Origin of the sequence: Kutzneria sp. CA-103260 (genome assembly GCF_018263855.1) — a bacterium.
Taxonomy (GTDB): Bacteria; Actinomycetota; Actinomycetes; order Mycobacteriales; family Pseudonocardiaceae; genus Kutzneria.
In genome coordinates this window covers 7033546-7058075 of record NZ_CP073318.1, presented here as the reverse complement: position 1 = coordinate 7058075, position 24530 = coordinate 7033546, and the positions used below count along the sequence as shown (strand labels likewise).

Below are 24530 nucleotides of genomic sequence, written 5' to 3'. Positions count from 1 at the left end.
ACGAGTTGAGCAAAAGTGGAAACACCCGATCGTCGGGTGGCTGGTGTCGGCTGCGTCACCCGCGATTCGGACGAGTCACCCTCGGGTTAGCCGAGGGCGTCCAGCTCGGCCTGGACATCGAGGGCCTGCCGGTCGTCGACCTCCTCGTACAGGGCGAGGGCGGCGCTCAGCGACTCCCGCGCCTCGTCGGCCCGGTCCAGTTCCCGCAGCACGATGCCGCGCCGGAACAACGCGCTGGCCTCGATCATGCGGTTGCGCACGTCCCGGGTCGCGACCAGCGCCTGGTCCAGGCTGTCCAGCGCGCGGCCGGCCTGCCCGTCGGCCAGGTAGACGGAGGCGATCTTCAGCAGCGTCTCGGCCTGGTCGGAGGCGTCGTCGCTGTCCTGCGCGACCCAGAGCGCTTCGTGCAACGTGACCAGTGCGCCGTGATGGTCGCCGCGCAGTTGGCGGACCTCGCCGAGGGTAGCCATGGTGGTCACCTCGCCGTGCCGGTCGCCGAGGTCGCGGAACAAGGCCAGCGCCTGGTCGGCCGTCGACTGCGCGGCGTCGGGATCACGCTGGTCGACGGCCAGCAGCCCCAGCCCGGCCAGCGTCCACGCCTCGCCGTGCCGGTCGCCGATCTCCCGCCGCGTGGCCAGCGCCTGCTCGTACAGCCGGGTCGCCGCCTCGAAGTCGTGCAGCCGGTGCTTGGCCACGGCCAGGTTGGTCTGCACCCACGCCTCGGCGAACCGGTTGCCCTCGGCCCGCGCCGCCCGCGTGGCCAACTCGTGCGTGGCGAGCCAGACGCTGAGCGGCGTGCGTAGCCGGAAGTAGTCCCACGAGGCGATGCACAGTCGCCACGCGGTGCCGGCCAGACCGTAGGCCAGGGCGGTCTCCATCACCGGCAGCAGGTTGGCGACTTCCCCGTCGCACCAACGCAAAGCTTCTACAGGCGTGTCGAAGTCGAGCGGTGTGACGGTCGGGCCGGCGGCCGGCACCTCCAGCATGTGCACGCGGAACGGCGCCAACGCCTCGTTCGCGCGCTCGGCGGTGCGCAGGTACCAGTCGGTCAGGCGGACCGCGGCCTCCCGCCGGGACTCCTCGGTCTCCTCGGACTGCACCAGCTCGGCGGCGTAGACGTGCAGCAGGTCGTGCATCCGGTAGCGGTCGCGCTCGATGCCCTCGACCAGGTGCACGCTGGCCAGCCGCTCCAGCAGCCGCCGTCCCTGCACTGTGGACACACCGGCCAGCGCGGCGGCCGCGGGCGTGCTGATCTGGCCGCGCCGGAACACGCCCAGCAGTCGGAACATGCGGGCCGACTCGGCCGACAGGTCCCGGTACGACCAGGAGAACACCGACCGCACGGCCAGCGAGTCGTCGGTGGCCAGGCCGTCCAGCCGCTGCTCGTCGGAGTCCAGCTCCTCCAGCAGCTCATCCACCGGGTGGTGCGGGTGGGTGGCCACCCGCTCGGCGGCGATCCGCAGCGCCAGGGGCAGGTGCGCGCAGTGCTTGGCCAGCGCGGTGATCGCGGCCGGCTCGGCGTCCACCCGGTCGTCGCCGATCACGTTGCGCAGCAGCAGCCGCGACTCCTCGCCGGTCATCGGGCCCAGCGTGACCTGGCGGGCGTTGGTGCGCATGGCCATGCCGGACAGCCGCCGCCGGCTGGTGACGATCACCGCGCAGTAGCCCGAGCCCGGCAGCAGCGGCTCGACCTGCACCGAGTCGGCCGCGTTGTCCAGCACGATCAGCAGCCGGCGCTGGTTGACCAGGGATCGGAAGAGCTTGGCCCGCTGCTCCTGGTCGGCCGGCATGGAATCGGTGGCCACCCCCAACGCGGCCAGGAAGTCGCCGAGCACATCGGCCGGCCGCGCCGGGCCGCCGTCGGGGGAGTAGCCGCGCAGGTCCACGTACAGCTGGCCGTCGACGAACTCGGCGGCCACGTCATGGGCCAGCTTCAGCGCCAGCGCGGTCTTGCCGACGCCGGGCGAGCCGTCGACCGCCACCACCGCCGGCGTGCCGAGCTGGCGGTCGTCCATCAGGGCCTCGTGCAGCTGGCCCAGCTCCCGCTCGCGGCCGACGAACCGGGCGGCGGCGGCCGGCAGCTGGGCCGGCCGGGCCGGCACCGCCTCGGTGGCCAGCGCCATCAGTCGGCCGCCGGCGTCCAGCACCTGGTCGCAGCGGCGGGCCAGCTCGGCCGACGGCGGCGTGCCGTTCTTGACCTTGCTCAGCCAGCTCGGCGTGTAGCCGACCCGGTCGGCCAGCACCCGCCAGGACATGCCCCGGCGGGTGAGCAGCCGCTCCAGTTCGTCTCCGAAGGCCGAGCTCGGCATCACGGCATGGGGGAGCGGTCGACGACGGCCTGCCGCAGCTTGCGGATCTCGCGTGGCAGGTTCCAGCCGACCCCGCCGGTGACGACGCCGTCGCGGCCGTAGAGGGCGGCGAACTTGCGCTCGCCCGGGTCGCCGGCCACCACCGCGTACTCCAGGCCCTCGCCGACCAGGCCGTAGGCCTGCACCTTGGCGTCGTACTGGTCGGTCCAGAAGTACGGGACCGGGGCGAACTCCTGGTCCGCGCCGAGCAGGTTGCGGGCCACCGCCATGCCCTGCTCGGTGGCGTTCATCCGGTGCTCCAGCCGCATCCGGCCGTAGCGCGGGTGCTCCCAGTTGGCCACGTCGCCGGCCGCGTAGACGTTCGGCGCGGCCTGGCATCGGCTGTCGCAGACGACGCCGTTGTCGATGGTCAGGCCGGAGCCGGCGAGCCAGTCGGTGACCGGCGTCGCGCCGATCGCCACCAGCACACAGCCGGCGTCGAGCACGTTGCCGTCGGTCAGCCGGACACCGGTGACATGACCATCTGTACCGAGCAGTTCAGTGACGCCGGTGTCCATCAGCACCCGCGCGCCGTTGTCCCGGTGCAGCTCCTCCAGCAGCTTGCCCACGGTCTCGCCCAACTGGCGGGCCATCGGCACCGGCAGCGGGTCGACCAGCGTGACGTCCAGGCCCAGGGTGCGGGCGGTGGCCGCGACCTCGGCCCCGAGGAAGCCGGCCCCGATGACCACGGTCTTGGGCTGCCTGAGCATTTCGGCCCGCAGTTCGGTGGCGTGCTCCAGGGTGCGCAGCAGATGCACGCCGGCCAGGTCGTGGCCGAACGGCAGCCGCCGCGGCGCGACGCCGGTGGCGACGACCAGGCCGTCGTAGCCGACCCGGGTGCCGTCGGCCAGCACCACCTCGCGGGCGTCCAGGTCCAGGCCGGCCGCCGGCGCGCCCAGCCGGAACTCGGCGTTCAGGTCGGCGATCTGCTCGTCCTTGCGCAGCCGGGTCTTCTCCGGCTCCCACTGGCCGGCCAGCACCTGCTTGGACAGCGGCGGGCGGTCGTAGGGCGGGTGCGCCTCGTCGCCGATGAGCGTGATGCGGCCCGGGTAGCCCTCACGGCGCAGCGTCTCGGCCGCCGTCAGGCCGGCCGCCGAAGCGCCGACGATCGCGATCTGATCCATGTCGACGAGGATAGGTGGATGTTCATCGGGATCGACATCGGAACGTCGGCATCCAAGGGAGTTCTGGTCGCCGAGGACGGCACGGTTCGGCGCCGGGTGAGCCGTCCGCACGCCGTGTCGACGCCCAGGCCCGGGTGGTTCGAGCACGACGCCGAGGACGTGTGGTGGCGGGACTTCGTCGCCATCGCCCGGGAATTGGTCCAGACAGCCGAGGGTGAGCGCCTGAACGGGCTGGCGGTGAGCGGCATCGGGCCGTGCCTGCTGCCGGCCGACGCCGACGGCACGCCGCTGCGGCCGGCCGTCCTCTACGGCGTCGACACCCGGGCAACCGTGGAAATCTCGGAACTGACGGACCTGCTCGGCGGTGAGGAGATTCTGCGCCGGGGTGGTTCGCCGCTGACAAGTCAGGCGGTGGGGCCGAAGCTGCGGTGGCTGGCCGTGAACGAGCCTCAGGTCTGGGGGCGGACCCGGATGCTGCTGATGGCCTCGTCCTTCCTGGTGCACCGGCTGACCGGGCGGTACGTGCTGGACCACCAGTCGGCCAGCCAGTGCTCGCCGCTGTACGACCTGGGCCGGCGGGAGTGGGCCGCGGACTGGGCCGCCGTGGTCGCGCCGGGGCTGCCGTTGCCGGAGCTGGTGTGGCCAACCGAGGTCGTCGGGCGTGTGAGCAAGGCGGCCTTCCATGCCACCGGGCTACCCGAGGGGCTGCCGGTCACTGCCGGCACCATCGACGCCTGGGCCGAGGCCACCAGCGTCGGCGTGCGGTCGCCCGGGGACGCCATGGTCATGTACGGCACCACGATGTTCCTGGTCCAGGTGGTCGCCCAGCCGCGGCCGCATCCGGGGCTGTGGACCACTTCCGGCGTGTTCCCGGGCACCAGCACCCTGGCCGCCGGGATGGCGACCTCCGGGGCCGTGACCGACTGGCTGCGCGGTCTGGTCGGCGGCACCTTCGAGGATCTTGTTGCCCGGGCGGCGGATGTGCCCGCCGGCAGTCGGGGATTGCTTGTGCTGCCGTACTTCGCGGGCGAGCGGACCCCGCTGTTCGATCCGTCCGCGCGGGGCGTGATCGCCGGCCTGACGCTGTCCCATGGGCCTGGTGAACTGTACCGTGCAGTACTGGAGGGCATCGCCTACGGCGTGCGCCACAACCTGGAGGCCATGACCGAGGCCGGCGGGGCCACCCGGCGGCTGGTCGCCGTGGGCGGCGGCACCCAGGGCGGGCTGTGGACCCAGATCGTCTCCGACGTCACCGGTCTGCCCCAGCAGCTCACCCGCGAGAGCATCGGCGCCAGCCTCGGCGACGCCATGCTCGCCGCATCCGCCCACGGCGTCGACGTCACCGACTGGAACCCCGTCGTGCACACCGTAGAGCCCGGTCCTTCGGGTCCGTACGACGAGTTCTACGCCCGCTACCGGTCGCTGTACCCGGCGACGGCGGACATCTCCCACTTCCTCGCCGCGCAGCAACACCTATCTGCCCGCCCCGAATAGCCGCATTCGCAGGGGTCAGAAGGGGTAGGCGGGTGGGGTGTCGCGGACGGTCACCCACTGCCACTGGGTGAACTCCTCCCAGTTGGCCTGCCCGCCGTAGCGGCCGCCGTTGCCGGAGGCGCCGACGCCGCCGAAGGGCGCGGTGGGGTCGTCGTTGACGGTGGTGTCGTTGACGTGCACCATGCCGGCCCGCAGGCGCTCGGCCAGCTTCCAGCCGCGGAAGGGTTCGGCGGTGATGACCGAGGCGGTCAGGCCGTAGGCGGTGGCGTTGGCCAGCGCGACGGCCTCGTCCTCGGAGTCGAAGACGGTGACCGGGGCGACGGGACCGAAGATCTCGTCGGTGAAGGCGGGCATCTCCGGAGTGACGCCGGCCAGGACGGTGGGCGCGTAGAACAGGTCCTCGTAGGTGCCGCCGGCCCGGATGGCGGCGCCGGCCGCGGCCGAGGACTGGACGATGCGGTCGACACCGGCCAGCTGGGTGGCGTTGATGATCGGGCCGATCTGGGTGTCGGCCTCGGCCGGGTCGCCGACCTTCAGCTTGGCGGCGCGGGCGGCGAGTCGGTCCAGGTACTCGTCGGCGACCTTGCGGTGCACCAGATGCCGGCCGGTGGTCAGGCAGATCTGGCCCTGGTGCAGGAAAGAGCCCCACGCGCCGACCGAGCTGGCGGCGTCCAGGTCGGCGTCGGCCAGCACGATGACGGCGTTGTTGCCGCCCAGTTCCAGCGACACCTTCTTGACGTGCTCGGCGGCGGTGGCGGCGACGATCTTGCCGGCCCGGGTGGAGCCGGTGAACGAGATCATCGGCACCCGCGGGTCGGCGACCAGCGCCTGGCCGGCGTCGGCCTTGCCGGGCAACACTTCCAGCAGCCCGGCCGGCAGCCCGGCCTCCTCGAACAGCCGGGCGATCAGCGCGCCGCCGTAGACCGGGGTCTGGTGATCGGGCTTGAGCAGCACGGAGTTGCCGAGCGCGAGCGCCGGCGCGACGGCCCGCATGGACAGCACCAGCGGGAAGTTCCACGGCGCGATCACGCCCACCGCGCCGAACGGGATCCGGCGGCCGTAGCTCATCCGGCCGGCCGACGGCAGCAACTGGCCGTACGGCTCGGCGGCCAGCGCGGCGGCGGCGATCAGCTCGCCCCGGCTGGAATGCACCTCGTGCGCGGTCTTGCCGGCGATGGCCCCGCACTCGCGGATGCCCCACCGGACGAACTCGTCCTCGTGGTCGTGGATCAACTGGGCCGCGCGGAGCAGGATCTCGGCCCGCTCGGCCGGCGCCGTGTCGGCCCACTCCGGTTGCGCGGCAACGCTTCTGGTCACCGCGGCGGCGACGTCCTCGGCGCTGGCCAACCGGGTCCGGCCGAGCGTCTTGCCGGTCGCCGGCTCGATGATGTCGACCTGGTCCCCGGTCAGCCCGGCGAACACCGTCTGGTCGGACACGAGCATCACTGCCTCCGTGACAGGGAGTCGGGGTCTCGGTGCACCGGTCCACGATCCACCACGCGGTCAAGCAGACCCTCGGCCAGGTAGGCCGGATAGTCCTCCGGACGGACCGGAACCGGCTGTTGGCCGGTGTAGCCCAGCAGTCGTTTGACCAGGTCGCTGGTGTAGTACGCGCCGGCGACGATCTCCAGCACGGCCTGGTGGGCCCGCGGGTCGAGATCGGTCAGCAGCCGCAGGGCCGGCCCCGGCCGGTGCTCGCCGGCCAGCGCCCAGGCCCGGTTCAGCGCGCGGGCCAGGTCCGGCCGCACGGCGAGCACCAGGTCCAGTTGGCTGCCGGTGACACCGACCTCGGTGGCCGCGGGCATGCCGTCGGCCGCCGGGATCAACTCGTCGGCGATCGCGCCGAGCCAGCCGCGCACCTTGTCCTCGGTCATCGGGGAGTCCTTTGCTCGCGCCGGTTTTCGATGAGGTGCTCGACGTTGCGCAGCGCCAGCGACACGATCGTGCTGGTCGGGTTGACCGCCCCCGAGGTGACGAACACGCTGCCGTCGGCGACGTAGAGGTTGGGCACGTCGTGGGCGCGGCCCCAGCCGTCGACCACCGAGGTCGCCGGATCGCCGCCCATGCGCGCCGTGCCCAGCAGGTGCCAGCCGGAGAAGCGCATCAGCGACTCCACCGCCGTGCGGTGCGCGCCGGCCTCGGCGAACGAGTGCTGGGCCCGCTCGATGTTGAAGTCCAGCAGCCGCCGGGAGTTCTCGCCGACCCGGTAGCTGACCTTGGGCGCGGGGATGCCGGAGGAGTCGGTCAGGCTGTCGTCGATCTCCACCCGGTTGTCCTCGTCGGGCAGGTCCTCGCCGAAGATGCACCAGCTCAGCGAGTGCCCGAGGTGGTGGCGCACGTGGGCGTGATGTCCCTTGCCCCACACCGAGTTCCCGGCCCGCGAGGGCAGCGCCGCGTTCAGCGGGCCGCCGGTCGGGGCCAGGCTCCACTTGGCGCCGCGCACGAAGTCCCGGTCCGGGTCGGTCTCGTAGAACTCGTAGCTGACGATCTTGGCCCCGACGTGGCCGCCCGCGTCCACCGGCTCGTCGAAGTAGCCGGTGACGTTGGCGAACGGGTGCACCATCAGCCGGCGGCCCACTAATCCGCTGGAATTGGCCAGCCCGTTGGGAAAACGCGGCGAGGCCGAGTTGAGCAGGATGCGCGCGGTGCCGACCGAGTTGGCCGCCAGGATCACCACGTCGGCCTTGACGATGTCCCACTTTCCTTGCTGGTCAACGTATTCCGCGCCGATGGCCAGGCCCTGGCGGTCGGTGAGGATGCGGGACACGCGGGCACCGGTGAGCAGCCGCGCGCCGGCATTGACGGCGGCGGGCCAGTGGGTCACGTCGGTGGACGCCTTGGCCCCCTCCGGGCAGCCCTGCATGCAGGAACCGTAGTGGGCACAGGCGTTTCGGCCCTGATAGGGACGTGACAGCACCGCGTTGGGGGCGGGCCACCAGTGCCACTTGAGGCGGTCGTGGGCGCGGGCCATGCGCAGCGCGCCGTCGCCGATCGGCAGTGGCGGCAGGGGAAACTCGCCGCCCGGCGGCAGCGAGGTGTCGCCGGCCAGGCCGGACACGCCGAAGGCCCGGTCGGTGCGCTCGTAGAACGGTTGCAGCTCGCGGTAGGTCAGCGGCCAGTCGTCGCCGACGGCGTCCAGCGTGCGGGTGCGGAAGTCCGAGGGCAGCAGGCGGGGCCAGTCCGCGGCGTACAGCACCATGCTGCCGCCGACGCCGTTGTACATCAGGGTCGCGATGTCGGAACCGGTTTCGTTGACCGGGTAGTCCTCAGGTCTGCCCCTCAGTGTCGGATTGCCGCCCCAGCCGCCGCGCGCCTCCAGCTCGTAGGTCGGGCGCAGTGCCGGGAAGTCGGTGCGGTCCGGCCAGTGACCCTGTTCCAGGCAGACCACGTCGAAGCCCGCCTCGGCCAGCGCGCCGGTGACCACGCCACCGGACGCCCCGGCGCCCACCACGAGCACATCCGCGTGTTCCACGGTCCTCCCCGTCGTTGGGAAAGCGCTTTCCCTCGAACCTATCCCGCCGCCCGATCGGCGGCAAGGCGAGAAGGCTATCGCCGGCCCGGCCACCCGGGCCGCCGGTGATCCGGATACTGGCCGATCGGGCGGCGATCCGAGTACACCCCGCGAGTCACGCTCTCCGGCACACCGAATGCCGGTTTCGGGCACAGATGCGAAACCCGCATTTCGGTGTGTCCCAGAGCGGGACTCGCGGGGGTGGGCCTTGACTCGGTGTGTCCGACGCTCCTAGTCTGGCCGAGCCGCCGCGCTGAAAACGTTTACATTTCCTCGTCCCTGGGAGGATAGCGTGCGCTACGCAGCGTTGCGGAGATCGGCCCTGCTGCCGGCCATCGCGGTGGCCGGGATCGTCGTGTTCTGCGCCGGAGGCGCCGCGGCGGCCACGGTCCAGCCGCACGCGACCACCTACAAGGTCACCGACTACGGCGCGAAGGCCGACGGCAAGACCAATGTCGCCGCGTCCTTCGACAAGGCCATCGACGCGGCCAACAAGGCCGGCGGCGGCACGGTCGAGGTGCCGTCGGGCAGCTACCTGTCGTCGGGCACCGTCCACCTGAAGAGCAACGTCACCATCCAACTGGACGCCGGCTCCACCATCACCGGCGCCTCCTCGGGTTACGACCAGGCCGAGTCCAACCCGTACGACAAGTACCAGGACTACGGCCACAGCCACTTCCACGACGCCATGTTCTACGGCGACGGGCTGACCAACATCGGCTTCACCGGCGCGGGCACCATCGACGGCGGCGGCCACCTGATCACCGGCAACCCGAAGTTGGGCCAGGCGGACAAGATCATCTCGCTGACCCGGTGCACCAACCTGACGCTGTCCGGCATCACCCTCAAGCGCGGCGGCCACTTCGGCGCGCTGATCAACGGGTGCGACCACGTGGTGTCCGACCACCTGACGATCTCCACCGCCAGCGACCGGGACGGCTGGAACATCATCAGCACCACCAACGTCACCATCACGAACATCACCGACGCCGCCAACGACGACGCCCTGGTGTTCAAGAGCGACTGGGCGCTGGGCAAGACGCTGCCCAGCGGGCACGTCACCGTCACCAACGCGCAGCTGTCGGCCGGCTGCTGCAACGCCCTGATGTTCGGGTCCGAGACCTGCGGCGACTTCACCGACTACCAGTTCTCGCACATCACCATCACCGGCGCCGGCAAGTCCGGACTGGGCCTGGTGTCCATGGACGGCGCGCACATCAGCAACGTGCACTACGACGACGTCACCATGTCCAACACGCAGTCGCCGATCATGCAGAAGATCGGCACCCGCAAGCGCTGCGGCGGCAGTCCCGGCATCGGCAGCATCAGCGACATCCACTACAGCAACATCACCGGCACCAAGGCCGGCAAGTTCAGCCCGACCATGTGGGGCCAGTCCGGGCACGCGATCAGCGACGTCACCTTCGACAACGTGCACCTGGACCTGCCCGGCGGCAGCGGCGCGGTGGGCGCCGGCGTGCCCAGCGACAACGGGGACTACAACCCGAACAGCATCGGCACCCGGCCGGCGTACGGGTTCTACCTGCACAACGTCTCCGGCGTCACGTTCACCAACAGCGGCTTCACGTTCGACAAGTCCGACGCGCGGCCGGCGATCATCGCCAACGCCGCCACCGGTCTGACCCTGGACAACGTGACCGCGCAGGCCGGCAAGGCCAGTTACGACCTGGGTCTGCAGCAGGTCAACGGCTACTGCCTGACCGGCGGCACCAAGCTGCGCGTCAACAACTCCGGCTCCACGGAGAAGTGCGCCAGCTGATCTGACCAGATGAATGCAAGGCGGTGTTGCTCGCCCCCCGATGCGAGTGACACCGCCTTGTCCACGTCTGTGGTCAGACCCGGAAGACCGGGTAGCCGGGGGCGATCTCCAGCAGCTGCTCGTCGGTGGCGGTGTGGTCGATGCCGTCGAAGAAGACGCCGACCTCGAACTTCCAGCGCTTGAGGTAGGCCCGCAGGATGGCCGGCTTGTCGGCGTCGGCGAGCTCGGTGGGGGTGAAGGTCTCGACCCGGCGGCCCAGGCGCAGCTCGCCGGAGCCGGCGACGCGGATGTTGCGCACCCACTGGGTTTCGCCGCGTGGCGCGACGAGGTAGCGAACGCCGTCGATGGTGAGCAGGTTGACCGGGGTGGTGCGCCAGTCGCCGCTCTTGCGGCCGCGGACGGCGAGCACCCGGCTGCCCCACACGCTCACGCCCAGTCGCGTCAGGCCGGCGACCAGCTGGTTGAACACGTTCGTCGCGCGCTTGGGCTCGATGTAGCGGGTCATGGTGGTCATCTGCCTTCTCCGATTCGAGAGCGGTGCTCTGTCTTGAGAACAGTGAACACGAATCGGCGCGCACAGTCAAGAGCAGTGCTCTCGGAAGTGGTCGCCGCTCTGATAGGCTGCGGACCGTGAACGCAGGACGGACAGCACGTGATCGCGCCCGGGCCGAGCTGACCGCGGAGATCAAGGACGAGGCTCGGCGGCAACTGGTGGTGTCGGGCGCGGACGGCCTGTCGCTGCGGGCGGTGGCCCGCGCGCTGGGCATGGTCAGCTCGGCCATCTACCGCTACTACCCGAGCAAGGACGAGCTGCTCACAGCCTTGATCATCGATGCCTACCGGGCACTGGGGGCGGCGGCGATCGCGGCCGACCAACGCCTGCCGGAGCGGGATCTGCGCGGCCGCTGGCAGGCGGTCTGCCACTCGGTGCGCGACTGGGCCCGAGCCAATCGGCACGAGTACGCCCTCATCTACGGCTCGCCGGTGCCGGGCTACCGCGCCCCGGAGGCGACCATCGCCGAGGCCCAGAAGGTGCCGCTGGTCATGGTCAACGTGCTGCGCGTGGCCTGGGCCGAGGGCACGCTGCGCCCGGCCCGCGACGCCGGCGTGCTCTCCGAGGGCTTGGCCGAGCAGTGTCGCGCGGTGGCCGAGGTGATCGCGCCGGAACTGCCGCCGGAGGTGCTGGCCAGGGCGATCGTGGCCTGGACGCAGCTGTTCGGCATGGTCAGCTTCGAGCTGTTCGGCCAGCTGGTGGGCAGCGTGGACCCGTCGGACGAGTTCTTCGCCTACGCCGTCGAGGTGCTGGCCGACCTGGTCGGCATGCCGTCGTGAGCCTGGACCGGTTCGCGGGGGCGAGGGTTGCTCGGCTTGCCACCACGGGCGTGGACGGCCGGCCGCATCTGGTGCCGGTGACCTTCGCCGTGCACGGCCAGGTGGTGGTGATCGCCGTCGACCACAAGCCGAAGACCACCACCAATCTGCGTCGGCTGCGCAACATCCGGGAGAACGACCAGGTCAGCCTGCTTGTCGATCACTACGAGGAAGACTGGCGGCGGCTGTGGTGGGTGCGGGTCGACGGCACGGCGCGGGTGCTGACCGAGGAGGCGGAGCGGGCCGAACCGGTCGCCTGGCTGTGCGCGAAGTACGAGCAGTACCGCGAGCGGCCGCCGACCGGTCCGGTGATTCGGATCGACGTGGTCACGGTTGTGAACTGGAGCGGCTAGAACGCATTCCCATGATTGGAGTGACCAAGGCCACTGTGGTCGTGGATATCGGCCGAAGGGTGGCCAAACACCCCTGTCGCGCATGGTGAAACGTGTTGCGCGGTCAACGAACGGCGTTCGACAGCCTGGGCGGCATAGCTCCCACCAGCGCTCATGATCCGTTGAAGATCAGAAACCGGGGCCGCGAATATCGGTGGAACCCGCGCCGGGAAGGCTGATTCGGCTCTTCCAATCACTGCCCGTCGAGACCGGTTCCAGCCGGGCCGCGGCCCCTATAGATGCCCCTATGGACAACTTCTGGAGACGGGGGGAGTTACCTCCTTCATACCGTGAAGCAAGTCGGTCGGGAGGACCCATGGCGCGGGTGAGGGTGTTCGTACAGGCGGGAGATCCGATCTCCGCGGTCGGGCTGGCCAGTTACATCAGAGCGCAGCCGGGCATGCTGGTGGTGCCGAGCCGGCTGCCGGCCGACGCCGACGTGGCGCTCACGGTCACCGACCGGGTCAACGCCGACTTCATCGGCGCGCTCACCAAGGCGGCGCAGGCCGCCCCGCTGCCCACCGTGGTGGCCACCGACCACGTCGACCCCGAGCAGGCGCCGTCGCTGCACCGGTGTCGCGTCGTCTCGCTGCTGCCGCGCTCCGCGGCCACCAGCAGCCGGCTGGCCGGCGCGGTGATGGAGGCCGCCGGCGGGACCGCCGTGCCGAGCCTGGCCGAGCAGGCCGAGAACCTGCGCCGGGAGATCGCCGGCCCGGACGGCGCGATGCTCGCCCCGCGTGAGCTGACCGTGCTGCAGCTGATGGCCGACGGGCACGACACGCCCGAGATCGCCGACATCATGGCCTGCTCCGACCGGATGGTGAAGAGCATCATCCTGAGCGCGACCAAACGCTTCAACGTGCACAACCGCGTGCACGCGGTGGCCTGCGCGCTGCGTGCCGGCCTGATCTGAGCATCTGGAGCCCAATCATGTGAGCCCGGCTCACCCCGCGCGGACGTCGCGTGTGGTCCCCACTCGGTTCCGCCACACCGAGTGGGGACCCCGCGTGACGTCCGTTTCGCGTATCCGGCTCCGGCGCGTGCTCGTTGGTTCCAACGAAGGTGTCGAAGGGCTACGCCGAACGGGCTAGTGGTTGGCGTGGCGGGCCGTTCCCCGCTTTCGTGCCCCGGTAACACCCGGTGTGCAGGGAGCGAATCAGGGTACGGCGACGCCGTCGGGCGTCGCGCAAGCGAATTCTCGCGGGGAGCGTGGCGGATGTCGGTCTGTCGGCTGTGTGGCTCGACGAGCCTGCAGGGTGTGGTGGACCTCGGCGCGACGCCGCCGTGCGAACGGTTCCTCACCGCCGAACAGCTGGCGGAGCCCGAGGTCACCTACCCGCTGCACCTGCGGGTGTGCACGAAGTGCTGGCTGGCGCAGATCCCGCCGCTGATCACTCCCGAGGACACCTTCACCGAGTACGCGTACTTCTCCTCGTACTCGACGTCCTGGGTCGAGCACGCCCGGCGTTTCGTGGACGGCGCGGTCGAACGGCTCGGCCTGGGCGCCGACTCGTTCGTGGTCGAGGTCGCCAGCAACGACGGATACCTGCTGCAGCACATGGTGGCGCGGTGGATCCGCTGCCTGGGCGTGGAACCCTCGGTCAATGTGGGCGAGGCGGCCCGCGAGAAGGGCGTGCCGACGCTGACCGCGTTCCTCACCCCGGAGAGCGGGGCGCAGGTGCGGGCCGAGCACGGGCCGGCGAACCTGGTGGTGGCCAACAACGTCTACGCGCACATCCCCGACGTGATCGGATTCACCAAGGGGCTGCGTTATCTGGTCGCCGACGACGGCTGGGTGTCCATCGAGGTGCAGCACCTGCTGACCCTGATGGAGCTCAACCAGTACGACACCATCTACCACGAGCACTTCCAGTACTACACGGTCGCTTCCGCGCAGCGGGCGCTGGCCAGCGGCGGACTGTCCGTTGTGGACGTCGAGCTGCTGCCCACGCACGGCGGGTCGATCCGCCTGTGGGCGCGGCCGACCGAGGCGGCCGGCGAGCCGAGCGACCGAGTGCACGACGTGTTGGCCCGGGAGAAGTCGGCCGGTCTGCACGAACTGTCCGGCTACACCGAATTCGCGGCCCGGGTGGCCAAGGTCCGCCGGGACCTGCTGGCCTTCCTGACCACGGCCGCGGCCGAGGGCAAGACCGTGGTCGGCTACGGCGCCCCCGGCAAGGGCAACACGCTGCTCAACCACTGCGGCATCCGGCCGGACCTGCTGGCGTACACGGTGGACCGCAACCCCTACAAGCACGGGCGGTTCACGCCCGGCACCCGGATCCCGATCCTGCCGCCCGAGCGGATCGCCGAGGACCGCCCCGACTACGTGCTGGTGCTGCCCTGGAACCTGCGCGACGAGCTGGTCGAGCAGCTGGCTTATGTCCGCGAGTGGGGCGGCAGCCTGGTCTTCCCCATCCCCGAACTTGAGGTGAAGTCGTGAAGGTCGTCCTGTTCTGCGGCGGGCACGGGATGCGGATGCGCACCGGCACCTCCGCGGACGTGCCCAAGCCGATGCAGCTGGTCGGGCCCAGACCCCTGATCTGGCACGTGATGCGCTACTACGCCCACTTCGGGCACACCGAGTTCATCCTCTGCCTGGGCTACGGCGCCCACCACATCAAGGACTTCTTCCTGAACTACCAGGAGACCACGTCCAACGACTTCGTGCTCTCCCGCGGCCAGGTGGAGATGCTGTCCACCGACATCTCGGACTGGAAGATCTCGTTCGTGCAGACCGGGATCGAGTCGGCCATCGGCGAACGGCTGCGCCGGGTGCGCCCCTTCCTCGACGGTGACGAGATGTTCCTGGCCAACTACGCCGACGTGCTCACCGACGCGCCGCTGCCGGAGATCATCGGCCGGTTCGAGCAGTCCGACGCGGGCGCGGCCATGATGGTCGTGCCGCCGCCGGGCAGCTTCCACTGCGTGGAGCTCGGCGGGGGTGGCATGGTCTCGGGCATCACCCCGGTCAACGAGATGCCGCTGTGGTCCAACGGCGGGTATTTCGTGCTGCGCCAGGACGTTTTCGACCACATCCCGGAGGGCGGCGACCTGGTCGCCGACGGCTGTGTGGAGCTGGCCAAGCAGGGGCGGCTGATGGCGTATCCGCACCGCGGCTACTGGAAGCCGACCGACACCGTGAAGGAACGGGTCGCGTTGGACGAGGCCTACTCGCGCGGCGAGCGGCCCTGGGCCTTGTGGGAAAGGGAATGATCGGATTCTCGGCCGGACGCCCGCGCCGGATCGCCCTGCTCGCCGCGCACTGCGACGACATCGCGATCGGCGCGGGCGGCAGTCTGCTCACGTTGTGCCAGGCCAATCCCGGCCTCAAGGTGGACGCGCTCGTGCTGACTGGCGGCGGAACTCCCCGCGAGGACGAGGAACACGCCGCCCTGGCGGCCTTCTGCCCCGGCGCGCAGCTGAGCGTGACGGTGGGCAAGCTGCCCGACGGTCGGCTGCCCGCGCACTGGGACGAGGCCAAGGCGGCGGTGGAGGAGCTGCGGTCGCGCACCGCCCCGGAGCTGATCTTCGCGCCGAACACCCTTGACGCGCACCAGGATCACCGCGGCCTGGCCGAGCTGGTGCCGCAGGTGTTCCGCGACCACCTGGCCCTGGGCTACGAGATCGTCAAGTGGGACGGGGACCTCGGCCGCCCGGCGGTGTACCAGCCGCTGGCCGACGAGATCGCCGAGGCGAAGGTGCGGCTGCTGCACGAGCACTACCCGTCGCAGCGCGACCGCCCCTGGTACGACCGCGAGGCCTTCCTCGGCCTGGCCCGGATCCGCGGCATCGAGTGCAAGGCCCGGTACGCGGAAGCGTTCCACGTCAACAAGTTGGTTCTCGACCTGGCTGGAGGATGACCCGGATGCGCGTGCTGCTGACCGGACACCAGGGCTACCTGGGCACTGTGATGGCCCCGGTGCTGGCCGAGGCCGGGCACGAGGTGGTGGGCCTCGACTCCGGCCTGTTCGCGGACTGCGTGCTCGGCGACCGGCCGGCCGACCCGGCCGGCATCGACGTCGACCTCCGTGACGTCACCGCCGAGCATCTGTCCGATGTGGACGCCGTGGTGCACCTGGCCGCGCTGTCCAACGACCCGTTGGGCTCGCTGGCCCCGCAGCTGACCTACGACATCAACCACCACGCCTCGGTGACGCTGGCCCGGCTGGCCAAGGAGGCCGGCGTCGAGCGCTACCTGTACGCCTCGACGTGCTCGGTCTACGGCGCGTCCGGCGGTGGCGGTCTGGTCGACGAGGACGCCCCGCTGCGCCCGGTGACGCCGTACGCGGAGTCCAAGGTGCGGGTCGAGGACGACGTGGCCGAGCTGGCCGACGACGACTTCACGCCGGTGTATATGCGCAACGCCACCGCTTTCGGCTTCTCGCCGCGGCTGCGCGCGGACATCGTGCTGAACAACCTGGTCGGGCACGCGCACCTGACCGGCCAGGTGCGCGTGCTGTCCGACGGCACCCCGTGGCGGCCACTGGTGCACGCCAAGGACATTGCCGCCGCGTTCGCCTGCGCGTTGGTCGCACCCAAGGAATCGGTGCACAACAGGGCGTTCAACGTCGGCACCGAGCTGAACAACCTGACCGTGGCCGAGATCGCCGGCGAGGTGATCGAGGCGGTGCCCGGCTCCAAGCTGGTGATCACCGGTGAGGCCGGCGCGGACCCGCGCTCCTACCGGGTCGACTTTAGCCGGATCCGGGCGGCCATGCCGGACTACCACGCCGCGTGGTCGGTCAAGGACGGCGCGGTCGAGCTCTACGAGGCGTACCAGCGCTTCGGGCTCACCGAGCAGGACTTCAAGCACCGCTTCACCCGGCTGGCCCGGCTCTCGGACCGCACCGACGCGGGCACCCTCGGCCCGGACATGCGGCCCGTTCGGTGAAGGAGCTGGTGGAGCGGCTGTTCCCGGTGTGCCGCAGCATCACCGGGAACGGCCTGCGCCGGACGTTGGAGATCATCGGCGAGCAGGTCGAGCTGGCGGTCTCCGAGGTGCCGACCGGGACCGAGGTGCTGGACTGGACGGTGCCGCGGGAGTGGAACATCCGGGACGCCTGGGTGAAGGATGCCAGCGGCCGCAAGGTGATCGACTTCGCCGAGCACAACCTGCACGTCGTCGGCTACAGCACGCCCATGCACGCGGTGATGCCGCTGGCCGAGCTGCGCGAGCACCTGCACACACTGCCGGAACAGCCGGCGCTGATCCCGTACCGGACCAGCTACTACGCCGAGCGGTGGGGCTTCTGCCTACGGCACGACGTGCTGGAGTCGTTGCCGGACGGCGATTACGAGGTGTTCATCGACTCCACCCTGGCGGACGGGCACCTCAGCTACGGCGAGCACGTGGTCCCCGGTGAGCTGACCGACGAGATCATCGTCTCGTGTCACATCTGCCATCCCTCGCTGGCCAACGACAACATGGCCGGCGTCGCGGTGGCAGTGGAGCTGGCCAAGCGCCTGGCGGCGCGGAAACCGCGCTACACCTACCGGTTCATCTTCGCGCCCGGCACGATCGGCGCGATCACCTGGCTGGCCCGCAACTTCGAGCGGGTGGACCGGATCCTCGGCGGCGTCACCATCGCCTGCGCCGGCGACCGCGGCTCGGTGACGTACAAGCGAAGCCGCCGCGGTGACGCGCCGATGGACCGGGCCATGGAGCACGTGCTGCGGGAATTGGGGCGGGAGCACACGGTGCTCGACTTCTCCCCGTACGGCTACGACGAGCGACAGTACTGCTCACCGGGCTTCAACCTCGGCGTCGGCAGCCTCACCCGGACGCCCTATGCCGGCTATCCGGAATACCACACCTCCGGGGACGATCCCGACTTCGTCACCGAGGAGTCGATGGCCGACACCCTGGAGACCCTGTGGGCGGCGGTGACCGTGCTGGAGCGCGACCGCCGCTACGTGAACCTGAGTCCGTACGGCGAGCCGCAGTTGGGCCGGCGCGGGCTGTACGACTCGCTCGGCGGGCGCAGTGACACGAAACAGGCCCAGCTGGCGATGTTGTGGGTGCTGAACCTGTCCGACGGCGAGCACAGCCTGCTGGACGTAGCGCAACGATCCGGATTGCCGTTCGCCACGGTCGCGGACGCGGCCGACGCCCTGCGCGGCGCCGGCCTGGTGAAGGAGTGACACCGAAGATGACCCAGTCCGTGACCACCGCGCCCACGCTCGGCTTACGGGTCGGCGACCTGGTCGAGGTGCGCAGCATCGAGGAGATCCTGGCCACCCTGGACGACCGGGGCGAGCTGGAGAACCTGCCGTTCATGCCGGAGATGGTCCGGTTCTGCGGGCAGCGGATGACCGTGCACAAGGTGGCGCACAAGCTCTGCGACACCATCAGCCGCAGCGGCATCCGCAAGATGGAGAACTCCGTGCACCTCGCCGGGGCCCGCTGCGACGGCTCCGCGCACGGCGGCTGCCAGACCGCGTGCTCCATGTACTGGAAGGAAGCCTGGCTCAAGCGTGTCGAGCCGGGATCTCTGGTCCCGGAGGCGAAGCCGACCGGCCGGATCGACCTGCCGCTGCTGGTGACCAACACGCACAAGGAGCCCGGACCGGACGGCGGGGAGCGGTTCTCCTGCCAGGCCACCGAGTTGCTCCGGGCCGCGCCGACCTGCCTACCGTTCCGCGACCTCGGCCAGTACGTCGAGGACGTCAAGACCGGCAACGTCACCGCGTGGGAGTCGTTCAAGGCCTTCCTGGTCGGCCTGTTCAACCGGCTCCAGGACGTGAGCCGGAGCAAGCTGCCGCGCCGGCTGTGGTTCAAGGAAGGCCTGCGCTGGGGCTTCATCAAGGGCGGCGTGGTCGGCAAGACGCCGACCGCGCACCTGGACCTCCAGCCGGGCGAGCTGGTCCGGGTGAAGAGCAAGGAAGCGATCCTGGCCACCCTCAACGAGGACATGCTCAACCGGGGCATGGGCTTCGAGATCGAGATGGCCCGCTACTGCGGCCAGACCGCGCGGGTGCAGGCCCGGGTCACCAAGTGCCTGGACGAGAAGACCGGCGAGCTGCTGACCATGAAGAGCCCGTGCATCATCCTGGAGGACATCGTCTGCGCCGGGGTGTACAACGCCAGCTGCCCGCGCGAGTTCGTGCCGTTCTGGCGGGAGATCTGGCTTGAGCGGGTCTGAGTTACCGGAGGAGCCGGCGGCGGAGGTCGGCACGATCGGCCCCGACTCGCCGGCAGCCGAGCAGACGGCCGCCCAGGTCGGGACGATCGGTCGCAAGGCCGGGCGCGGCCTGCGCTGGAGCCTGGTCGGCAACCTGGGCACCAAGGTCGGCTCCTTCACCATCGGGCTGATCCTGGCCCGGCTGCTGGTGCCGGCCGACTTCGGTGTGTTCGCGGTGGCCATGGCCGCCACCGCCTTCGTCATGCACGTCAACGACATCGGCGTGATCGCGGCCGGCGTGCAGTGGCGCGGCAAGCTGGAGGACATGGCGCCGACCGGCACCACGATCGCCATCGCGTTCAGCACGCTGGTGTACGCGGTGTTCTTCGTCGGCGCGCCCGCTTTCGCCACCCTGGCCGGCACACCGGACGCGGCGCCGGTGGTGCGGCTGCTGACGGTGATCATCATCGTCGACGGCATCACTTCCTGTCGCAGCGCGGCGCTGATGCGGCGGTTCGAGCAGGACCGGCTGACCAAGGCGACGATGGTCGGCATGGCGGCCAACTTCGTGGTCGCGGTGCCGCTGGCCTTCGCCGGGGCCGGGGCCTACAGCTTCGCCGGTGGACAGGTGGCCGGCTCCGTGGTCACCGGGATCCTGGTCTGGCGCATGGGAAACCTCCCGTTCAAACTGGCCTTCGACCGGGAGATCGCCCGCAAGCTGCTGAAGTTCGGCATCCCGCTGGCGGCCAGCCTGGGCGTGGAGTCGGTGCTGCTCAACGCCGACTACGTGATCGTCGGCAACGTGCTCGGCGCGACCGCCCTGGGCTACTACCTGTTGGCGTTCAACGTCTCCAACTGGGTGCCGGGCCTGGTCGGCACGGCCGTCCGCTACGTCTCGATCCCGAGTTTCTCCCGGCTCGCCGAACAGGAACCGGAGGCGCTGGCCGCCGGAGTGCGGCGGTCGGTGCCGGTGCTGGTGTCGGCGATCCTGCCGGTGGCGGTGCTGATGGCCGTGCTGGCGCCGTACATGATCGTGTTCCTGTACGGAGATCAGTGGGGCCCGTCGGCCGCTGTGCTGCGGTTCCTGACCGTGCTGATGGTCGTGCGCATGCTGACCTCGCTGGCCTTCGACATCCTGACCTCGTTGGGCGCGACCCGGTCGACGGTGGTGCTGAACGCCGGCTGGGCCATCGCGCTGATTCCGGCGCTGTGGTTCGGCACGCACCTGGACTACATCCGTGGCGCGGCGATCGCCCACGGCATCGTCGCGCTGCTGGTGGCCCTGCCGCTGGCCGTGGCCGCGCTGCACCGGGCCGGCGTGTCGCTGCTTCCGGTGCTGCCGGCCCTGATCCGGCCGGCGATCGGGGCCGTGCTGTGCGCCGCCGCGACGATGGTCGTTGTGCGACTGGTCGACGGCGGCGTGTTCCTGCACCTGTTCGTGCCCGGTTTGGCCGGGCTGCTGGCTTTCGTGCTGACTGTGGTGCCCGTAGAGCAGTTCCGGCAGTTGCGCACGCGGCTGGCCCGCGCCCGCTGAGTTAGGGAGTTGTCATGCCGCTGGTGTCCGTGGGTCTGCCGGTCTACAACGGGGTCGAACGGATCGAGGCCGTCGTGCGCTCGGTGCTCGCCCAGGACCACGCCGACCTGGAATTGGTGATCAGCGACAACGCCTCCACCGACGGCACCGAGCAGCTGTGCCGCTCGCTGGCCGCCGAGGACTCGCGGATCGTCTACCACCGCAACCCGGTGAACGTGGGGCTGCTCAACAACTTCGTCGGCGCGCTGCGGCTGGGCCGCGGCGAGTTCTTCCGCTGGGTCGGCGACGACGACTGGCTGGCGCCCAACTGCGTGTCCCGCGGCCTCGACGTGTTCGCCGAGGATCCGCGGCTGATCCTGGTCACCAGCCAGGTCGACTACACCGGTCCGGACGGCGTCACCGCGACCGAGCCGTACCGTGGAACCGCGTTGCGGTCGGACGATCCGGTGGTCCGCCTCACCGAGATGCTCCGGCTGCTCAACGAGAGCCACCTGATCATCGACCCGCTGTACGGCATGGTGCGCCGGGAGCCCGTGGTGCGCATCGAGCGGCGCAACATGCTGCGTGAGGACGAGGTGTACGCCACCAAGCTGGCGCTGGCCGGGCCGTGGGGCCATGTGCCGGAGGTGCTGGCCAAGCGGAACTGGAAGCACGAGGTCCCGTCGACCCTGGCCCGGCGGCTGGATGTGCCGGCCTGGCAGGCGCATTTCGCGACCACCCTGCAGTGCCGGGCGATGCTGGACTACGTGCGGCACATCGACGCGCTGACCGACGACCAGCGCCGCCGCGCGATGGTCGAGGTCGGCCGGATGTACGCCCGCCGCCAGCGCATCGTCGCCACCCGCCGAGCCCGCAAACTCGCCAAGATAGCCCGAGACCTGGTTCCCCGCTAGCCAAGCTCGCTTGGAAGGGGGCATTCCTGGCGTTGAACGTCAGGAATTGAGCCTTGATCTTGGTCGGTCGGCGGGATCCCGCTCGGTCGACGGGGCCCTGGGCCGGTCGACGGGATCCCTCAGTCGGTGGCCGGGAGCGGTTCCGCTGCCTCGGCCTTGGCGGTGCGGGCGGTCAGCGCCGCCTTGAGGGCGGGCCAGCTGCGGTGCTTGACGAACGGGATCTCGAACAGCGCGGCGAAGCCTCGGGCGAACGCGACCGTCACCGGCACACAGATCAGCAGCATCAGGCCGAACGCGGCCATGCCGGTGCCGAGCAGCGGACCGACCACGAACGTGTAGACCACGACGACGATCGGCGCGTGCGTGAGGTACAGGCTGTAGGAGAACGAGCCGAGACTGCGCACCGGACGGGTGTCGAGCAGGCGCACCAACGGTTTCGGCTGCCGGGTGGCCACGGCCACCAGCAGCAGCGCGATGGCCGGGCCGGCGGCCAGGTCCACCCAGAGGAAGTTGCCCGTCGTCCAGACGGGGCCCATCACGACGATCAGCGCCACGACCGGCACTGCGGCGGCGAAGGCCCACCACTGCCAGCGCACGTGCTGCCACTTCTCGCCCGCCCGAACGATTCCGGCCGCCACCACGCCGGCCGCGAACAAGGCGGCGAACTGCGGCGTGAACCGCAGCAGAGCGTCCACAGCGGACACATGCGGGGCCAGCGCGCCGATCAGCACCACGATTCCCGTTGCCGCACCGAGCATCACCGCCGCGCCGAACCGCCGCAGCGTCAGCAGGAGGAGCGGGAACACGAAGTACAGCTGCGCCTCCACGGCGATGGACCAGAACGCGCCGTTGGGACTGGGCGAGCCGAACACGTCCTGCACCAGCAGTCCGTAGACGACAACGGTCTTCCCCGTCGGCACGCCCTCGCCGGGCTGGGGCACCAGTGTCCACGCGATCAGCAGGCTGAACAGCAGCGCCGGCCAGTACGGCGGCAGGATCCGCCAGGCCCGCCGGCGGGCGAACTTCGCCTTGCTGTCCAGCCGCCAGCCGTTGCGCGCGGGCGAGACGGCCAGCGAGAAGCCGGACAGCACGATGAACACGACCACCGCGAAATGCCCGTACAGCAGGAAACCTGTCCAGGCCGGCGCGTGGGTGACGGGAAAACCGGGGAACGCCATCAGGTAGCTGTGGTGCAGCACCACGAACAGCGCCGCCAGTCCCCGGAGGCCGTCCAACCCGACGAGCCGCGGGCGGGCAGGTGAGTCCATGCCCCTCACATCGCGCGCGCCCTCGCCCACGTAACCCACACCCTCGTCGGAGCAATCCGCACTGGTCCGTTCAGCTCAGTCTTGTAACAGGAATTCGCAGGTCGGCGATTCCCCGGATGCCGGCGGTCGCCGTGACCGGCGCTCACGAGACGGGGCATGGGCCTATGGAATTCTGGAAATCCATGTGGGGTCTCCTCCGCCGCCGTTACGTGGGACCGCCGGTCGTGCTGCTGGCCGTGATCGCCGCGGCCGTCACCTTCCTGCTCGTGCCGACGCACTACGTGTCGCGGGCCTTCATGGTGCTGGCCACCCCGGCCGGCGGCGGCACGCTCTCGCTGGACCCGAACAAGCCGACCGGCCTGACCAACCCGCTGCTGAACTTCAACGACGGCCTCAAGACCACCTCCGGCATCCTGATCCAGGCCGTGACGACGCCCACCGCACTGGCCGATCTGGGCGTGGGGCCGAACAGCCCGACGACCGTCGTCATCAACGACGGGTCGACCAGCCCGGACCTGCTCAGCAGCAGCCAGACCGGCCCCTTCGTGTACATCGAGGGTGAGAGCACCACCCCGCAGGCCGCCAGCGCGGTTGTGAAGAAGGCTCAGGACAAGCTCCGCGAGGAGCTGGTCAACCGGCAGAAGGCGCTGAACGCGCCACCGATCACCTACCTGTCCATCGTCGACGTGATCGCGCCGACCGCCCCGGTCTCCAAGATGACGACGAAGCTCCAGCTGACCGGCGCGGCTCTGGTGCTGGTGCTGGTGCTCGGACTCGGCGGCGCGTACGCCCTGGACCGGATGCGCGAGTCCCGCAAGCTGCGCGCCCCCGACACGGTGGCCGAGCTAACCAGCTCTCCCGGTGACCTCGACCCACCGACCCTGCGGATGGCGCGGGCCAAGGACAAGGCGATTCTCACCGTCCGCGGCGACGCCTTCTCCGGCACGCTCAACGACGACAACCCGCACGAGACGGTGTAGCCCGACATGGACTTCTGGCAGACCGTGCTCGTGCTCGGCCGTCGCTGGTACGTGGCGGTGCCGGCCTTCCTGCTGGCCGTCGCGGCCGCGGCCGGCATCTATATGACCGTTCCGGTCACCTACACCTCCACCGCCGTGCTGGTGCTGGACCAGCCGCTGGCCGGCGGCAGCCTGCCGGCGCTGCCCACCGACAAGGGCACCATCACCAACCCCTTGCTGAACTTCGACCAGGGGTTGAACAACGCGGCGGCGATCGTCATCCAGGCGCTCAACACGCCGGAGGTGGCGGCCGCCCTCGGCTCGTCGCCGACCGGCGACCCCACGTACAAGGTGACCAACGGCAGCACCAACCAGCAGGAGCAGATCGTCGCCGGGCCGTTCGTGTTCGTGGAGGGTGACAGCCGGATCCCGCAGGCCGCTCAGGACATCGCCAGGCGGTGCGTGGAACGGGTCAAGCAGGAGCTGGCCGGCCGGCAGAAGGCGCTCGACGCGCCGCCGTCCACGTACATCACGGTCGACGTCGCCGTGCAGGCGACCACGCCGGTGGCCCAGCGCGGCAACAAGACCCGGGCCGCCGCGGTCGCGGTGGTGATGGGCATGGTGGCCGCGCTGTGCGCCGCCTACGCGTTCGAGAGCTACTACCAGGCGCGGCGGCGCAAGGCCGGGTCCGCCAACGAGAAGGCGCTCGTGCCGGCCTCGAGCGGCGCCTGA

The 24530-nt window shown here is 70.5% G+C and carries 22 protein-coding genes; 15 read left to right on the top strand and 7 right to left on the bottom strand.

What is annotated here, in order from left to right; all coding sequences use genetic code 11:
• Positions 1-86: 86 nt before the first annotated feature.
• Both JJ691_RS30975 and JJ691_RS30970 read right to left on the bottom strand, forming a co-directional pair.
• A complete protein-coding gene (locus tag JJ691_RS30975) occupies positions 87-2309 on the bottom strand; it encodes a helix-turn-helix domain-containing protein (RefSeq protein WP_211763128.1) in 2223 nt (740 codons plus the stop codon).
• On the bottom strand, positions 2309-3472 hold the full coding sequence (locus JJ691_RS30970) for an NAD(P)/FAD-dependent oxidoreductase (RefSeq protein WP_211763127.1): 1164 nt from the start codon (positions 3470-3472) through the stop codon (positions 2309-2311). Before JJ691_RS30970 ends, JJ691_RS30975 begins: the two co-directional genes overlap by 1 nt.
• Before the next feature lie 18 nt (positions 3473-3490).
• Here JJ691_RS30970 and JJ691_RS30965 point away from each other — a divergent pair, with 18 nt between their 5' ends.
• Positions 3491-4966 (top strand): FGGY-family carbohydrate kinase, encoded by a 1476-nt coding sequence (locus tag JJ691_RS30965; RefSeq protein ID WP_211763126.1) that lies wholly within the window; start codon positions 3491-3493, stop codon positions 4964-4966.
• A 15-nt stretch (positions 4967-4981) separates the two neighbouring features.
• On the opposite strand, the gene JJ691_RS30960 is transcribed toward JJ691_RS30965, so the two are convergent.
• The 3 genes from JJ691_RS30960 to JJ691_RS30950 are packed head-to-tail and all read right to left on the bottom strand — an operon-like array spanning position 4982 to position 8438.
• Complete coding sequence (locus JJ691_RS30960; RefSeq protein WP_211763125.1) at positions 4982-6409, bottom strand: benzaldehyde dehydrogenase; 1428 nt, start codon at positions 6407-6409, stop codon at positions 4982-4984.
• A complete protein-coding gene (locus JJ691_RS30955) occupies positions 6409-6840 on the bottom strand; it encodes a hypothetical protein (RefSeq protein ID WP_211763124.1) in 432 nt (143 codons plus the stop codon). The genes JJ691_RS30960 and JJ691_RS30955 overlap by 1 nt, the downstream gene beginning before the upstream one ends.
• A complete protein-coding gene (locus JJ691_RS30950; protein ID WP_249227121.1) occupies positions 6837-8438 on the bottom strand; it encodes a GMC family oxidoreductase in 1602 nt (533 codons plus the stop codon). Before JJ691_RS30950 ends, JJ691_RS30955 begins: the two co-directional genes overlap by 4 nt.
• A 331-nt stretch (positions 8439-8769) precedes the next feature.
• Between JJ691_RS30950 and JJ691_RS30945 the strand changes: the two genes are divergently transcribed.
• A complete protein-coding gene (locus JJ691_RS30945) occupies positions 8770-10257 on the top strand; it encodes a glycoside hydrolase family 28 protein (protein WP_249227120.1) in 1488 nt (495 codons plus the stop codon).
• Positions 10258-10330: 73 nt separating this feature from the next.
• Here JJ691_RS30945 and JJ691_RS30940 read toward each other — a convergent pair whose 3' ends face one another.
• A complete protein-coding gene (locus JJ691_RS30940) occupies positions 10331-10762 on the bottom strand; it encodes a nitroreductase/quinone reductase family protein (protein ID WP_211771814.1) in 432 nt (143 codons plus the stop codon).
• A 125-nt stretch (positions 10763-10887) separates the two neighbouring features.
• Between JJ691_RS30940 and JJ691_RS30935 the strand changes: the two genes are divergently transcribed.
• From JJ691_RS30935 to JJ691_RS30885, 11 genes are all read left to right on the top strand, one after another.
• Entirely contained in the window at positions 10888-11589 is a 702-nt protein-coding gene (locus JJ691_RS30935) for a TetR/AcrR family transcriptional regulator (RefSeq protein ID WP_211763123.1), read from the top strand.
• Positions 11586-11981 (top strand): TIGR03668 family PPOX class F420-dependent oxidoreductase, encoded by a 396-nt coding sequence (locus JJ691_RS30930; protein ID WP_211763122.1) that lies wholly within the window; start codon positions 11586-11588, stop codon positions 11979-11981. The genes JJ691_RS30935 and JJ691_RS30930 overlap by 4 nt, the downstream gene beginning before the upstream one ends.
• 355 nt (positions 11982-12336) lie before the next feature.
• The gene (locus JJ691_RS30925; RefSeq protein WP_211763121.1) at positions 12337-12933 is read left to right on the top strand and encodes a helix-turn-helix transcriptional regulator; all 597 of its coding nucleotides are present in this window, start codon (positions 12337-12339) and stop codon (positions 12931-12933) included.
• A gap of 303 nt (positions 12934-13236) precedes the next feature.
• Complete coding sequence (locus JJ691_RS30920) at positions 13237-14463, top strand: class I SAM-dependent methyltransferase (RefSeq protein WP_211763120.1); 1227 nt, start codon at positions 13237-13239, stop codon at positions 14461-14463.
• Positions 14460-15236 carry a sugar phosphate nucleotidyltransferase gene (locus JJ691_RS30915; protein ID WP_211763119.1) on the top strand — a complete coding sequence of 259 codons (777 nt, stop codon included), beginning with the start codon at positions 14460-14462 and terminating at the stop codon, positions 15234-15236. Before JJ691_RS30920 ends, JJ691_RS30915 begins: the two co-directional genes overlap by 4 nt.
• Complete coding sequence (locus JJ691_RS30910) at positions 15233-15883, top strand: PIG-L deacetylase family protein (RefSeq protein WP_211763118.1); 651 nt, start codon at positions 15233-15235, stop codon at positions 15881-15883. Before JJ691_RS30915 ends, JJ691_RS30910 begins: the two co-directional genes overlap by 4 nt.
• 5 nt (positions 15884-15888) lie before the next feature.
• Positions 15889-16914 (top strand): NAD-dependent epimerase/dehydratase family protein, encoded by a 1026-nt coding sequence (locus tag JJ691_RS30905; RefSeq protein WP_211763117.1) that lies wholly within the window; start codon positions 15889-15891, stop codon positions 16912-16914.
• Positions 16911-18164, top strand: coding sequence for a DUF4910 domain-containing protein (locus tag JJ691_RS30900; RefSeq protein WP_249227119.1), 1254 nt, complete (start codon positions 16911-16913; stop codon positions 18162-18164). Before JJ691_RS30905 ends, JJ691_RS30900 begins: the two co-directional genes overlap by 4 nt.
• 8 nt (positions 18165-18172) lie before the next feature.
• Positions 18173-19165: a hypothetical protein gene (locus JJ691_RS30895; protein ID WP_211763116.1), complete on the top strand. Its 993-nt coding sequence runs from the start codon at positions 18173-18175 to the stop codon at positions 19163-19165.
• Entirely contained in the window at positions 19152-20678 is a 1527-nt protein-coding gene (locus JJ691_RS30890) for a lipopolysaccharide biosynthesis protein (RefSeq protein ID WP_211763115.1), read from the top strand. Before JJ691_RS30895 ends, JJ691_RS30890 begins: the two co-directional genes overlap by 14 nt.
• Before the next feature lie 14 nt (positions 20679-20692).
• The gene (locus JJ691_RS30885; RefSeq protein WP_211763114.1) at positions 20693-21571 is read left to right on the top strand and encodes a glycosyltransferase family 2 protein; all 879 of its coding nucleotides are present in this window, start codon (positions 20693-20695) and stop codon (positions 21569-21571) included.
• A 119-nt stretch (positions 21572-21690) separates the two neighbouring features.
• Here JJ691_RS30885 and JJ691_RS30880 read toward each other — a convergent pair whose 3' ends face one another.
• Entirely contained in the window at positions 21691-22839 is a 1149-nt protein-coding gene (locus tag JJ691_RS30880; protein WP_211763113.1) for an acyltransferase family protein, read from the bottom strand.
• 182 nt (positions 22840-23021) lie between these two features.
• Here JJ691_RS30880 and JJ691_RS30875 point away from each other — a divergent pair, with 182 nt between their 5' ends.
• Both JJ691_RS30875 and JJ691_RS30870 read left to right on the top strand, forming a co-directional pair.
• Positions 23022-23819: a hypothetical protein gene (locus JJ691_RS30875; RefSeq protein ID WP_211763112.1), complete on the top strand. Its 798-nt coding sequence runs from the start codon at positions 23022-23024 to the stop codon at positions 23817-23819.
• A 6-nt stretch (positions 23820-23825) separates the two neighbouring features.
• Complete coding sequence (locus JJ691_RS30870; RefSeq protein WP_211763111.1) at positions 23826-24530, top strand: hypothetical protein; 705 nt, start codon at positions 23826-23828, stop codon at positions 24528-24530.

Coding starts and splice junctions, on each gene's coding strand:
- JJ691_RS30975 (WP_211763128.1), bottom strand. CDS start 2,309: ATGCCGAGCTCGGCCTTCGGAGACGAACTGGAGCGGCTGCTCACCCGC.
- JJ691_RS30970 (WP_211763127.1), bottom strand. CDS start 3,472: ATGGATCAGATCGCGATCGTCGGCGCTTCGGCGGCCGGCCTGACGGCG.
- JJ691_RS30965 (WP_211763126.1), top strand. CDS start 3,491: ATGTTCATCGGGATCGACATCGGAACGTCGGCATCCAAGGGAGTTCTG.
- JJ691_RS30960 (WP_211763125.1), bottom strand. CDS start 6,409: ATGCTCGTGTCCGACCAGACGGTGTTCGCCGGGCTGACCGGGGACCAG.
- JJ691_RS30955 (WP_211763124.1), bottom strand. CDS start 6,840: ATGACCGAGGACAAGGTGCGCGGCTGGCTCGGCGCGATCGCCGACGAG.
- JJ691_RS30940 (WP_211771814.1), bottom strand. CDS start 10,762: ATGACCCGCTACATCGAGCCCAAGCGCGCGACGAACGTGTTCAACCAG.
- JJ691_RS30925 (WP_211763121.1), top strand. CDS start 12,337: ATGGCGCGGGTGAGGGTGTTCGTACAGGCGGGAGATCCGATCTCCGCG.
- JJ691_RS30920 (WP_211763120.1), top strand. CDS start 13,237: ATGTCGGTCTGTCGGCTGTGTGGCTCGACGAGCCTGCAGGGTGTGGTG.
- JJ691_RS30910 (WP_211763118.1), top strand. CDS start 15,233: ATGATCGGATTCTCGGCCGGACGCCCGCGCCGGATCGCCCTGCTCGCC.
- JJ691_RS30905 (WP_211763117.1), top strand. CDS start 15,889: ATGCGCGTGCTGCTGACCGGACACCAGGGCTACCTGGGCACTGTGATG.
- JJ691_RS30895 (WP_211763116.1), top strand. CDS start 18,173: ATGACCCAGTCCGTGACCACCGCGCCCACGCTCGGCTTACGGGTCGGC.
- JJ691_RS30885 (WP_211763114.1), top strand. CDS start 20,693: ATGCCGCTGGTGTCCGTGGGTCTGCCGGTCTACAACGGGGTCGAACGG.
- JJ691_RS30880 (WP_211763113.1), bottom strand. CDS start 22,839: ATGGACTCACCTGCCCGCCCGCGGCTCGTCGGGTTGGACGGCCTCCGG.
- JJ691_RS30875 (WP_211763112.1), top strand. CDS start 23,022: ATGTGGGGTCTCCTCCGCCGCCGTTACGTGGGACCGCCGGTCGTGCTG.
- JJ691_RS30870 (WP_211763111.1), top strand. CDS start 23,826: ATGGACTTCTGGCAGACCGTGCTCGTGCTCGGCCGTCGCTGGTACGTG.